Here is a 12,824-nt window from a genome sequence, read left to right on the forward strand (position 1 = left end):
ATTCGGAAGCTTAACAGGTATAACCTAGGCTTCCTGCTTTTCTTCCAGATTGAAGAGCGCACTCAGTCCTTCAAGCAGTGCTTCTGATTCACCACGCTGGCAGGCTGCTTTCAGCTCCAGGGCAGGCAGTTTCACGATCTTGTTCAGGATGTTTTTAGTGATCGCTTCTACGAGTTCTTTCTCGCTGTCACCCAGCTTCTTGGTATAGCGGGCCAGTTCCTGCTGACGAATCTCCTCTAATCGGCTCTTGAACTGCTGCAAAGCAGGTGACATGGCCATTTCACGGGTCCAGGCGTTGAATTCAGTCATGGCTTCTGCTATGATGTCCTTTACCTGCGGTATAGCGGCCATACGCATGGTCAGCGCTTCGGTGGCGCGGTTACGGATGTTGTCCACGTTGTATACCCTGGCATTTGGCAAAGCTTCAATGGCGGCGTCGATGCTGCGCGGCATAGACAAGTCTACAAAGAACTGAGGTGCATTTTCACCTAGCTGCGCAATATCAGCCTGTCCGATAAAGAAGCAGTCACCCGGTACAGAAGAGATCACCACATCTGCCTGGGCCATCTCTTCCCAAACGTTTTCCCAGTAAATAGCACGGGCATTGGTCTTCTGAGCCAGCTCGAGTGCTTTGTGGTGTGTTCGGTTGGCGATGGTGATATTGCTGATCTTCGACTTGCCGAAGTTGTCGCACACATTGGCCCCGATCTCCCCTACCCCGATCATCAGCACACGCGGATCAGCCATCCCTCTGGTCAGCTCCTCTACCAGCTCTACCGTGGCATACGATACCGAAGCGGCACCGTCAAAAAAGGCGGTCTGGTTGAATACCTGCTTGTTGGTATAGAAGATGGTGTGCATCAGCCTGTGCAGAAACGGACCGGCCATATCGGCATCAGCAGCCCACTGGTAGGCTTTTTTCACCTGGTTGAGTATCTGCATATCGCCCACTACCTGCGACTCCAGACCCAGCGACACATAAAACAGGTGCTGTACCGCCTGCATGTGATCGGTGATGTTCTGGAAATAAGATGCAATTTCTTTAGTAGCGATAAAGCCCTTCTCAATCGCGATCAGTTTGATGATCTCGCGTGACAGGTCCTGCGCAGCAGAATAATACACCTCTGTGCGGTTGCAGGTAGAAAGCACCATGACATCCTGCGCATTGGTGAACTCGCTGATCTTATCGAGCAGGTTACGGCAGCCGATTTCGTTCAGCGACACGGCTTCACGTACGGCAATGGGTGCTTGCTTGTAAGATAATGTAAGGGCTTTAAACTGATTTTGCATGTCTTTCTCTCAGATACAATGCAAAGGTCTTAAAAGCTGGGGTCGGAAAGTATGACTTTGGTCACTTTCGTGTAGGAGAAATGTCACCCTTAATTCCTCATCCGCTCCAGCTTCTGCGAGTTCAGGATCGTGATCTTGCTGCCGCGGGTATCGATGAGGTTTTCGTCTTTGAAATCAGCCAGAGTACGGATCACCGTTTCTTTGGAGGCTCCTACAATGCTGGCCAGGTCCTCACGGGTGATCGACACTTCTGACTTATAGTTCGGGTCTTCCTTATACTGCTTTTCTACAAAAAGCAGGGCCTCTGCCACACGTTTGCGTACGGAGTTGTAGGCCAGTTTCAGCAGTCGCTCCTCACGGTCAGCCAGGTTATCAGACAGTATCTTGATGAACTTGCCTGCTACGTCGCGGTTCTGGTAGAGCAAGGTATAGAAGTCCTCACGCGGGATGATGTATACCTCTGAGTCCTCCAGCGCCATGGCCGATTCGCGGTAGGTCTTCTCCTCCAGCAGGTCCAGGTAGCCGATGAAATCACCATCTTTGTATAGGCTGGTAATGTACTCACGTCCCTCTTCGTTTGACTTATATGTCTTGATTTTGCCTTTGTTAAGGAAGTAGAGGTTGCTCGGGTAATTGCCCTCTGAGAACAAATGCTGCTTCTTACGGAACACCGTCACACGACGGTTTTCGGAGATCAGCTTGTTGAGCTCTTCATAACCTTTTGCCTCCTGTATGAAGTTATCAATGCCCTGCACGTCACGCTGAAATTCAGCTTTCAGGATCTCGTTTTTCTTCAGGCGCATTTCTACCACGTCGAGCAACTCCACGTCATCAAAAGGCTTGGTCAGGTAGTCGTCGGCGCCTAGGTTCATGCCTTTGCGGAAGTCGTCTTTCTCTGACTTGGCCGTCAAAAAGACGAAGGGGATACTGGCCGTTTCCGGATTTTTGCTGAGCATGTGCAGCACCCCGTAGCCATCGAGCTGTGGCATCATGATGTCGCAGATGATCAGGTCGGGATGCTCCTTCTTGGCCAGGTCCACGCCTATCTTTCCATTAGGTGCTTCGATGACCTGGTAGTTGGCCAGCGACAGGATCTCGGCGGTATTCTCGCGGATCTCCTGGTTATCTTCAATCAGTAATATTTTTCTCATACTTATGCGGTAGTGTATGGCAATGTGATGGTGAAAGTAGTGCCGCGGTCCAGTTCGCTTTCGTAGTGCAGCTCGCCGCCCATTATCTCTACGTACTTTTTTACAATATTAAGGCCCAGACCCGTTCCCTGTATATTGGTGACGTTCTGCGCTCTGAAAAACGGCGTAAACAGGTGTGCTTTGTCCCCTTCAGGTATACCGATCCCCTCGTCACGCACAACCAGCCTTATTGCGTCTCCCTTGATGTCTGTTGTAAACCAGATCGTGCTGTCCTCTCCTGAGTATTTGCTTCCGTTTGAGAGCAGGTTGATCATGACGTTGCGCATGAGTTGCTTATCCAGGTATACGGTAATTTGTTCACTCTCGTGCCGGTAATCAATGCGCTGCCCCTCTTTCAGGAAGCCCTGCATTTCGTCGACTACCTCTGCTGCGAAACTCTGCAGGTCAAACGTGCTCGGCACATTGTGAATCTTACCTTCCTCCATCCTGCTGATCGACAGAAAATCGTTCAGGATATTGGTCAGGTTATGAACGGCGGACTTAATGCGGCCTACGTGCTTCAGGCGTTTTTCATCATCTTCGGCAGACTTGTATTTGGTGATCAGTGAGGCCGATGAAAGCACGGTGCTGAGCGGAGTCCGGAACTCGTGTGAGGCGATGGTCACGAAGCGTGACTTCAGCTCATGCAGTTCCTTCTCCTTTTGCAGGGCTTTGTAAATCTCCTGCTGCGCTTTTTTAAGTGTCTTATTGGCCTTCTCCAGGTTCTGTATGGCAGCGGCAAGCTCCTGTGTGCGGTCCTCTACCCGTTGTTCCAGTTCCGTGTTCAGCTTCTGAATCTCGGCCAGGCTCTTGGCGTGCTCTATGCTATACCTGATCGAGCGCTCCAGGTCGTATGGATTGAAAGTGCCTTTCACCAGGTAGTCCTGCGCACCGGCCCGCATGGCTTTTTCGTCCGTTTCACGGTCGCTCTGACCTGTTAGCAAAATGAACGGTGCTGTTATACCTTCGTTCACAGCCTGCGTGATCAGCTCCAGTCCGTCATGCGCCCCCAGCCTGAAATCGACCAGGTATACATGGTGTCGCTGCTCCCTGATTATGCTGATGGCCTCGTTGAAGGACGGCGCCCAATCGAGCACGTAATTGTGCCCGGGTATATCGTCCATGATATCACGCGCAATGATGAAGTCATCTTCATCATCATCTACCAGCAAAACACGAATTCTGTCAGGCATATTTTGAGTTTGGGAGTTAGAGAGTTTAGGAGTTGGGGAGTTTAGGGGGTTAAGAGTAGGGTAACAGCTTTAGAAAGTTGAATTGACTTAACTAAGTGATTGAGTCTCATTCTTTCATCAACTCAAAACTGAAAATTCATAATTCCTAAACTCTCAAACTCCCCAACTCCTAAACTTACTAGGGTTTCGGCAGTTCTACTATTTCAAACCAGTACTTGCTCAGGGTTTTCATTACGTCTACCAGGGCTGTGAAAGTAACTGGTTTGGTAATGAAGGAGCTCACGCCCAGATCGTAGGTGCGCAGGATGTCCTCTTCCGCTTTGGATGTAGTCAGCACCACCACCGGCAGCACGCGCAGGTGATCGTCAGCTTTGATCTCTTTCAGCGCCTCACGACCGTCTTTTTTGGGCATGTTGAGGTCAAGCAGGATCAGGCCGGGTGTCTGGTACTTGCCTTTGTCAGCGAAATTTCCGCGGTTGTGCAGGTAGTCCATCAGTTCCTCGCCGTTCTCCACAAACTGAATCGCATTACTCAGCCGGTTCTCGTCAAGCGCTTCTTTTATGAGCATGCGGTCCTCGGCATCGTCGTCAGCTATCAGTATCACGATTGGTCTATTCGATTTCATAGGCGTTTATTCCTTCAGGTGAGTTTTTGCTAAGGTAACAATAAAATGCGTTCCTTCCCCCGGTTTGCTCCTGGCTGTGATATCACCTCCGTGGCGGATCGCAATCTTGCGGCAAATGGCCAGTCCAATGCCGGAGCCTTCGTATTTCTGCCCTTCCAGTCGCTGGAAGATGTTGAAGATCCGGTCCAGGTACTTTTCTTCAAAGCCGATGCCGTTGTCCTCGATGTGCAGCTCCACCAGCTCGTCGCCTGGCGTGGAGGTCATGTGGGCTTTCAGCTGCAGCTCCTTCGCGTATACCTTCACTACCGGGTCTACCTCCTCTTTGCGGAACTTGATGGCATTGCTGATCAGGTTCTGCAGCAGTTGGCGCATCTGCGTCGGCTCGGCCTGGATAGTGGGTAGTGGCCCTATCTCTACTTTGGCATGGTTGCGCTCTATGGCAATTTCTAAATCTGAAACGACCTCCCTTGCAATTTGATTCAGGTCTGTTTTAGAGAAAGGCTTCGCCTGGGACGTCACCCTGGAGAACGTGAGCAGGTCGTTGATCAGGTTCTGCATGCGGTTGGCGGCGTTGAGCATCCGGTCCACATAGTCCTTGCCCTGCTCGCTCAGGTTCTCGTACTCCTTCATCTTGAGTCGGTCACCGAAAGCCTGTATCTTGCGCAGCGGCTCCTGCAAGTCGTGTGACGAAACGTAGGCAAAGTCCTGCAATTCCCGGTTACTTCGCTCCAGTTCGGCAGCGTAGCGGCGCAGGCGCTCTTCTGTTACTTTTTGTCTTGTGATGTCGTGGATGAAGCCAGTGTATACCTTACGGTCTGAGAGCTGCACTTCACTGATGCTCAGGTATAGCGGGAAAATGGTACCGTCTTTTTTCAGGCCGGATACCTCACGTCCTATTCCGATAATGCGTTTCTCACCCGTCTCGTGGTAGTGATGCATGTAGTTGTCATGCAGGCTCTTGTCCGGCTCCGGCATCAGCATATTGATCTTCCGGCCCAGTACTTCTGAAGCGTCGTAACCAAATAGCCTGCATGCCGAGGGATTAACCATTTCGATGACGCCACGCGTGTCGATGGTGATGATGCCGTCTACTGCGGTCTGGATGATGGAGTTGATGCGGCTCTCACTTTCACGCAGGGCAGCCTCCGTTTTTTTGAGTTCTGAAATGTCGTGGATCACACCTGTGAAGATCTGCTTGTCGTGCAGGTTCACTTCGCTGATGCTGAGCAGAAACGGGAAGACCTTACCGTTCTTCCTCTTACCCAGTACCTCGCGCCCTTTTCCAATGATCTGCCCTACCCCTGTGCGGTGATAGTTTTCAAGATAGGTATCGTGCAGGCTATGATCGGGTTCCGGCATGAGTACGCTTACGTTCTGTCCGATGATTTCTTCAGGATGGTAGCCAAAAATGTGGGCTGCCGCCGGATTTACGGTTTCGATGACACCTCTCCGGTCAATGGTAATGATGCCGTCAATAGCCGTTTCGATGATGGCTTTTAAGCGTGACTCGCTGTCTATTTGGTGGTTATCGGAATGGTCTTGTTCTTTCACGCGTATTTCTTTTGCTAAATATACGCACTACGGCCTTAATGTCAAAGGAAGCGCAGAGTCCCATATTATACCATAGCTTCATTTGGTTCTGGTCTTATACAGCGCATAATTCTGATAAGTTTTCCTTTACGAAATGCCCACCCACATTTTCACGCCTAAGCAAGGCAGCATCTGTGATCAGCCCGGCCACTGTGATCAGGTTTTGGAGCTCCAGCACCTCCTGCTGTATACCTGTCAGTTCCCGTATACCTTTCGCCTTCCGCTGTAGCGCCTCAATTTCGGATTGGCAGCGCAGCAGGCCTTTGACTGAACGGACAATGCCGGCCTGTTCCCAAAGTAACTTTTGTAATTTAGCACGGCTGCGTGCTACCTCAGCCCGCATACCCAACCACAAGGCACCGACATACTCTTTTTCTTCAGTACTATCAGGTATAGCCCCTTCCTGATTTGCGACGATGTCCGTTACATGCTCTGCTGCACTCCGGGCAAACACCACCCCCTCCAGCAGCGAGTTGCTGGCCAGTCGGTTTGCCCATGCACGCCTGTGCAGGCCACCTCTCCTATCGCATACAGGCGGTCAATGGAAGTTCGTCCGCGCAGGTCTGCTTTCACGCCGCCGCACTGGTAATGCGCTGCCGGCACGATGGGTATCAGGTGCTTTTCTACATCAATGCCAATAGTGGCACACTTATGATAAATAGAAGGAAAACCCTGTCGCACCTTTCCGGCCGGAAGATGGCGCACATCCAGGTATAGACAAGGACTGTTGTGGCGCTGCATTTCGGTGAGCACTGCGCGGGCCACGATATCGCGGGGAGCCAGCGAAGCCATGGAGTGATAAAGGTGCATAAAGTGGCTGCCGTCGGGCAGGACCAGCTCCGCCCCAGCACCCCGCAGCGCCTCACTGATCAGGAATACCTCCCCGTTTGGTTGGTAAAGCGCTGTCGGGTGAAACTGGAAGAACTCCATGTTCCGGATCTCGGCTCCTGCTCGGGCCGCCATGGCCAGTCCGTCGCCGGTGGCTATACCTGGGTTAGTGGTGTACTGGTATACCTGTCCCGCCCCGCCGGTAGCCAGCACCACCGCTTGCGCTTGTATAGACCGAACCTCGTTGGTGTGCAGATCCAGCACCTGTACGCCATAGCAAAACGTACCTGTGTCGCTGGTATCCGTGAGTAGTTCTATACCCATCTGATGTTCCTGCACCGAAATGTTCGGATGTCGCCGCACCGCCTCCTCCAAGGCCTGCTGTATGCTGCGTCCCGTGTGGTCTTTTACATGCACAATACGGTGATGGCTGTGGCCGCCTTCCAGCCCAAGGGCCATATCGCCAGATCCGTCCTTGTCGAAGCCCACGGCCATACCTTGCAGCCAGCGGATAGCGGCAGGCGCCTCCTGCACCATAAAGCGCACAGCCATTTCCCGGCACAGTCCTGCGCCCGCCTCGAGCGTGTCCTGCACGTGCTGTTCAAAGGTGTCGTTAGGGTCGAGCACGGCGGCTACACCGCCCTGTGCGTAGGCCGTATTGGTTTCGGAAAGGGTAGCTTTGCAAAGCACCAGTACGCGGGAATGGGCAGCGGACTGCAGGGCAAACGTAAGCCCTGCAATGCCACTGCCCAACACCACGAAATCAAAATCTGGCACTTTCATTTTTAATGAACTGGACTAGGGTTGTGTTGGCAAAGGACCATAGGATTTCTCACCATAACTGATTGTTGCCTCACCTATCGACCTCACTTAATTTCAAAACTTCAAATTCTAAGAAAAGGCCAGCATGCGCTCGATCGGCAGCAAGGCTCTTTGACGAATATCCTCCGCCAGATCTACGGTATACATCCGCTCCGCTTCCGTGCCGATGGCCCGCAATGCCTGCAGCGTACGCTGTATCGTAATCTGCTTCATGTGCGGACACTTGATGCATGGCACTATAAATTCTTTCTCCGGATACATGCCGCGCAGGGTCGCCCCTAAGTCACACTCCGAACCCAAGATGAACTGCCGTGACTGGCTCTCACCTACAAAACGCAGGATATCCGATGTGCTGCCCACCACGCCGCCGGCTCCTGTCAGGGCATCGGCTACGGTGTCGTCCGGCACTTCCCAATGCACGAGTACCTGGGCCTCGGGATACATCATTTTGAGTCCGTTAATACGCTGTGGTGTGAACTGTTCGTGCACCTCGCATTTACCTTCCCAAAGGATCAGTTCTTTGCCTGTCTCCGCTTTGATGCGGGTCTGCAGATTGCGGCCCATAAACAAGTCTGGCAGGAAAATCAGCCGGTCGGAGTCGAAGGAACGGGCAATGTTCAGGGCATTGCGGGAGGTACAGCAGATGTCGGCTTCGGCTTTGGTCTCCGCGTAGGTGTTGATATAGGCCACCACCGGCACACCCGGGTACTGCGCCTTGAGCTTGCGCACGTCGGCCCCGGTGATGCTCTCAGCCAGCGAACAACCGGCCTCAAAGTTCGGCAGCAATACCTGCTTGGCCGGGTTGAGTATTTTGGCGGTTTCGGCCATGAACTTCACACCGCAGAAAATGATGTTATCAGCTTCCACACTTTTGGCGGCCACACTCAGTCCGAGCGAGTCACCCACAAAATCGGCTATACCGCCATCAACGTGCTGCACCTGCAGTTCGGGCGACATGTAGAAGTGGGACAAGATCACCGCGTTCTTCTCACGCTTCAGTTCCCGGATCTCTTCCACCGCCTCCTGCAAGGCGGCAATCTCTTCGGTTTGGGCAAAAGGGTGCATGGCTCTGAATTTTTCAGAGAAGGCACCCTGTGTCAGGGTCGCTGTCATGTTATGTGTTAGAATTGTTTGAGCTGTGCCTCAGGTCAGCTTGAGCTTAGCCGTTCAGCACTGGTTCAGGTTGGTTTTTGATGAAATATTTTCCGGTTTTCACGTCGTCTACCAGGCTCTGTATAGTCTTGTCGCGGAACACCTGCAAGAGGTGATCGCGGTAAACTTTGATCTCATCGTGGAGCGGACAAGGGTGCTTGTCGGAGCATTGCTTCATGCCCATACCGCATTTTTTGAAAGCCTCGAGCCCATCGATCAGGCGCACTACTTCCAGAATGCTGATTTCATTGGCGGGACGGTGCAGGAAGAAACCACCATGGGGACCTTTGATAGACGCGATCACGCCTTTGCGCACCATGTCCTGCAGGATCTTGCCCATAAAATGGGCCGGCAGTTCCAGTTCGTTCGCTATTTCCTTTATGCCTACCGCTTGCCTTCATCGTCGGCCATCGCGATGTATACAATGGACCGCAGGGCATATTCTGTTGTTTTCGAAAGCATAACCTTGTCTTTATATCCTGTGCTCGGATCGCAAATTTATCAGGTATTTCCCAGTAATCGCATTCCTTCCTCACTTATCATCTCGGGTGTCCATGGTGGGAGCCATACCAACTCCACCTTTATCTCCAGATTTGGAAAACGCTTGTGCAGCATTTGCTCGGCCGCCGTGGTAATGGTGCCACTCATGGGGCAACCCGGCGTTGTCAGTGTCAACTCCACCCGCAGTGCCTCCTTATCTTCGTCGACCACTACTTTATATACCAGTCCGAGGTCGACAATGTTTATACCTATTTCAGGGTCGATGATATACTTGAGCGCCTCATACGCTTCGTTGACGAGCTCCTGTTCCTGCGTTTTCATATCCAAATGGTTTTAAATCTTTCACCTTGTGCAGCAGCACCTTAAACACATTGCCCGCATACAGCACCGCTGCTATGCACAGCAGTATCGCCCCCAGCAGGATCACTGTTTGCTCTGCCAGCAGCACCCCTCCCAGCAAACCCACCAGACCGACAATATAGGCGATGTTCTGCCAGCGCAGCAGCGTCACGCTATACAGGTCTTTGGGCATGGGCGTTTTGAAGCGGCCGACATAGTCTTCGTAGCTGTGCATCCAGACGATGAATGGCAGCGTCTTGAAGGTCTGCCCCAGAATCAGCGCCGATACAAAGCCGAAGAAGATGGACAGCCCATACACCAGGTATAGCGAAGACAACAGGTGCTGTGGTAAGCCAAGCTGCAATGTCACCACAAAGACCAGCACAATAGGCAGCACCAGCAAGGCCAGCGCCACGAAGGTCTGTTTCATGCCCAGATCCAGGTCAGGCCGTTTGGCAAGACATTTGGCCTGGTACAGAAAGTAGAGGAAGCAACCTATACCGGACACTACCATAGCCGCATAAAGCGCATAGTAGCCTTTGTGTACAAACAAGTGGTCTGCCGCGAAGAGGACCAATCCACCGTTGATCAGGTAATAGCTCCAGTTCAGGCTTCGGGTATCTTCAGGGTGTGCCAGCAGGAACATCGGAATCAGTTTGGAACCTACGCCCACGATCAGGAGCAGGAACCAACCCGCCATACCTAAGTGCGCATGCAGTTTCAAATAATGCACATGGTCCTGCGGCAGAAAAGGATACTGAAAGTTGAAGACCATCAATACGCCTACCAGCCCGTAGCCACCAGCCATACAACTGAAGTAACCATAAAATCTGCTTCTACCCCCACTTCTTCACTTGCCGGGCAGTTTGCACCACGTTATAGGCAAAAAGTAAAAATGAGACAAAAAGCAGGCAGGCCGCAAGGTGCATGATGGTACCCACCCAGAAATTCCAGAAGGCGATGGAGAGCAGGATTGTACCTGTTGACAGCATCGCAAATGCTACCATACCTAATTTATCGCTGTAGAGTCTCACTTCCAGCACCACCGGCAGCAGTTGGTAAACCGAACCGAAGATGATCATCGTAGCCCAGCCCAATGCCGCCACGTGTGTCATCGTGAGCAGCTTGGGATGAAAGTAGTGTCCGCCGAAGGAATCGGTGGAGAATACCAGCAGCAGACAAAGCACCACAAAGGTCACCGCCGCGAAGGCGTAGTGCGGCAGCACAAGCCATTTAGATGGTGAATTGGAAGTAGTTGCGGCGCTCATGATGGTAATTATTTATTGTTAATTGCTGGTTATTAATGGTTTGGTATCACATGCTATAAGCCGTATATGTCATCTCGAAAGAATTGAGAGATCTGGATCATTAATTTCTGTTCACAATTTCCAGATTTCTCCCGATGGTCGAAATGACATAAGTCATCTAAAAAGACAGCATTGGTCCGGCATTTAGCTATCCATACTCTTGCCCTCGCTCGCCTCTGGCGAGTGTGAGCTATTTGGCGGACTCTGGCCGCTTGGAGTTATACCTGTCAGTACAAGTGGCGGGACGCCACTGGATAGCTCACATTCGAGGGACGCGAGCGAGGGCTTTATCTATATATCAACAGGTATACCTCATTTGGCCCTACTTCTTTTATACTCACTTTAAATCCCCTCTCCGCCAGTTGCGGCAACAGGAACTGCGGTACCTTACGGTGATGCACGTACAGCGCCCCGTCTTTTGGAAGTGTTTCCAATGCGTTAAGTATAGACACCATCGGTTGGGGCATTTCCATTTGTCGCACATCGATGTGCTGTAGTGTGTCGCTATAACTGGCCAAAACCTCATCGAAATTCTCTTCGGTCCTGGAATCAGCGACCTCCAATTTCTCTCCTACACCCTGTCGCTTAAAATAGGTCTTCACCAAATTCGGTCCCAGCGTTTCGGTATAGTACTCGAAGCCTTTGGGGCGCACGATCGCGATGAGCGGAATCGGTTCGAAGGTGTTCACAATGCAAAGCACCTGCTCGGGACTCAGCTTGTTCACCACATCCATGATCTGCAGGAAGGGGTCGTCGCCCTTGGCAATGGTCTCGCGCACGTCCAGCACGATGGTGTCTGTTGCCTTTAGATTCTCCATAAAGGCAGGTCTTTCCAAAACATCGGTTTCCATGGGTATTGCCCTTTTGTTGTGAGTTGGTGTTGACGCGACACTGAAGCCCAGCGGCTGCAGCTTTTCATAAAAATCCTCCACCCTACACTTTCCTATGCGGGCAGCGTCGGCGATGGTGACCCGTGATGCCAGCACTTTGCGTAGCACGGGGTTACGCAGCTTTTCAAAGTGCTTGTTGATCGACACGATAGCCTCTATTGCCGCAGGGTTCTCCCGCAGAATAGTCGAGATGCGGGTGGTGGCAGAAAGCTCCATGGCTAGGCTACCTTTTTGTGCTCCCAGAAAGCGGGCGTGAACTCGTCTTTCGGTTCCTGCAGGTCGTGCTCCAGCAAGCGGCCTACATCCGCCAACTCTTCTGGATCGGCCACTGTTTGCAGGTATGGAAACAGCTCGCGTTCCTCCCAACGGATGTGGTCGGTCAGGTCCTGTTGCAGAGTGGCCACCAGCGAGGTGTTCACCGTTTTCTGTTTATTGATCAGGCCGATGATGGCTTCGATCAACTGGTGCTCTTCGTGCAGCCGAAGCGAATTTACATCGTCTTCTGGCAGCAGTCTTTTGAGGATGATCTCCTCTTCGCGGCAATGCGCTTTGAGCACATTTTTCCAGAAGTACTGGATGTACTGGCGCATGACTTCCAGCGAAGTGCCATTGGCTAAGCCTTGCTTAAGCTTCCAGCAGAACAACAGTCCGAAGTGGTGCTCCCGTGAGAGCGGCACCAGGCTCTTGTCGCGTTTCAGTGGTTTGGTTGCAGTTGTCATAGTGGTAGTGTTTTACCTCCCCCGACCCCCTCCTTTTTCAAGGGCCCCTACCCCTAAAACAGGAGGGGGAGTTGGAAAGGGTTGTTTTTCTTTGCTCTTGGTCATCTGGATGTTTGCTCACTGATGTAAACCCACCCCTGCCCCTCCCAAGAGGGGAATCTTCGGTTGCTCCTTTTCTTCAGGTATAAGCGCTGGGGCTACTGTTTACCTGTGTATGATTAACATCCCCCTACCCCCTTCAAAGGGGGACTCTCAACAAATGATTTCCCAGTTATAGGGACAGGTCGCGACCTGTCCGAATCATTCCCCAAAATTCCCCTCCTGGGAGGGGCTGGGGGTGGGTTAATCGTGCACGAGAATCCTGTTAATCCTGGGGGT

Annotated in this window: 14 protein-coding genes; all 14 read right to left on the reverse strand. The window is 52.0% G+C overall.

The window, feature by feature from the left end:
* Positions 1 to 24: 24 nt before the first annotated feature.
* Complete coding sequence (gene hemA, locus O71_RS15825) at positions 25 to 1,290, reverse strand: glutamyl-tRNA reductase (protein WP_007658679.1); 1,266 nt, start codon at positions 1,288 to 1,290, stop codon at positions 25 to 27.
* Between the two features lie 89 nt (positions 1,291 to 1,379).
* Positions 1,380 to 2,441 (reverse strand): response regulator, encoded by a 1,062-nt coding sequence (locus O71_RS15830; RefSeq protein ID WP_007658680.1) that lies wholly within the window; start codon positions 2,439 to 2,441, stop codon positions 1,380 to 1,382.
* A gap of 2 nt (positions 2,442 to 2,443) precedes the next feature.
* Complete coding sequence (locus tag O71_RS15835; RefSeq protein ID WP_007658686.1) at positions 2,444 to 3,673, reverse strand: ATP-binding protein; 1,230 nt, start codon at positions 3,671 to 3,673, stop codon at positions 2,444 to 2,446.
* 178 nt (positions 3,674 to 3,851) lie between these two features.
* On the reverse strand, positions 3,852 to 4,298 hold the full coding sequence (locus O71_RS15840) for a response regulator (RefSeq protein WP_007658692.1): 447 nt from the start codon (positions 4,296 to 4,298) through the stop codon (positions 3,852 to 3,854).
* 6 nt (positions 4,299 to 4,304) lie between these two features.
* Positions 4,305 to 5,849 (reverse strand): PAS domain S-box protein, encoded by a 1,545-nt coding sequence (locus O71_RS15845; protein WP_007658693.1) that lies wholly within the window; start codon positions 5,847 to 5,849, stop codon positions 4,305 to 4,307.
* Positions 5,850 to 5,943: 94 nt separating this feature from the next.
* A complete protein-coding gene (locus O71_RS23420) occupies positions 5,944 to 6,345 on the reverse strand; it encodes an L-aspartate oxidase (protein WP_007658694.1) in 402 nt (133 codons plus the stop codon).
* Complete coding sequence (nadB, locus tag O71_RS15850) at positions 6,312 to 7,499, reverse strand: L-aspartate oxidase (protein WP_007658695.1); 1,188 nt, start codon at positions 7,497 to 7,499, stop codon at positions 6,312 to 6,314. The genes O71_RS23420 and nadB overlap by 34 nt, the downstream gene beginning before the upstream one ends.
* Positions 7,500 to 7,607: 108 nt before the next feature.
* Positions 7,608 to 8,651, reverse strand: a complete 1,044-nt coding sequence (gene nadA, locus O71_RS15855) for a quinolinate synthase NadA (protein WP_007658696.1) — start codon at positions 8,649 to 8,651, stop codon at positions 7,608 to 7,610.
* Positions 8,652 to 8,697: 46 nt separating this feature from the next.
* On the reverse strand, positions 8,698 to 9,030 hold the full coding sequence (locus O71_RS15860) for an Rrf2 family transcriptional regulator (RefSeq protein ID WP_007658697.1): 333 nt from the start codon (positions 9,028 to 9,030) through the stop codon (positions 8,698 to 8,700).
* A 161-nt stretch (positions 9,031 to 9,191) separates the two neighbouring features.
* The gene (locus O71_RS15865; protein WP_007658699.1) at positions 9,192 to 9,512 is read right to left on the reverse strand and encodes a metal-sulfur cluster assembly factor; all 321 of its coding nucleotides are present in this window, start codon (positions 9,510 to 9,512) and stop codon (positions 9,192 to 9,194) included.
* Positions 9,472 to 10,338, reverse strand: a complete 867-nt coding sequence (locus O71_RS15870; RefSeq protein ID WP_040574423.1) for a hypothetical protein — start codon at positions 10,336 to 10,338, stop codon at positions 9,472 to 9,474. Before O71_RS15870 ends, O71_RS15865 begins: the two co-directional genes overlap by 41 nt.
* A 28-nt stretch (positions 10,339 to 10,366) precedes the next feature.
* Positions 10,367 to 10,798, reverse strand: coding sequence for a hypothetical protein (locus O71_RS15875; protein WP_155800954.1), 432 nt, complete (start codon positions 10,796 to 10,798; stop codon positions 10,367 to 10,369).
* 326 nt (positions 10,799 to 11,124) lie between these two features.
* Positions 11,125 to 11,943 carry a DUF2249 domain-containing protein gene (locus tag O71_RS15880; RefSeq protein ID WP_007658700.1) on the reverse strand — a complete coding sequence of 273 codons (819 nt, stop codon included), beginning with the start codon at positions 11,941 to 11,943 and terminating at the stop codon, positions 11,125 to 11,127.
* 2 nt (positions 11,944 to 11,945) lie between these two features.
* The gene (locus O71_RS15885; protein ID WP_007658702.1) at positions 11,946 to 12,446 is read right to left on the reverse strand and encodes a hemerythrin domain-containing protein; all 501 of its coding nucleotides are present in this window, start codon (positions 12,444 to 12,446) and stop codon (positions 11,946 to 11,948) included.
* Between the last annotated feature and the right edge of the window lie 378 nt (positions 12,447 to 12,824).

The sequence above is a fragment of the Pontibacter sp. BAB1700 genome, assembly GCF_000277005.1.
Classification (GTDB): Bacteria; Bacteroidota; Bacteroidia; order Cytophagales; family Hymenobacteraceae; genus Pontibacter; species Pontibacter lucknowensis.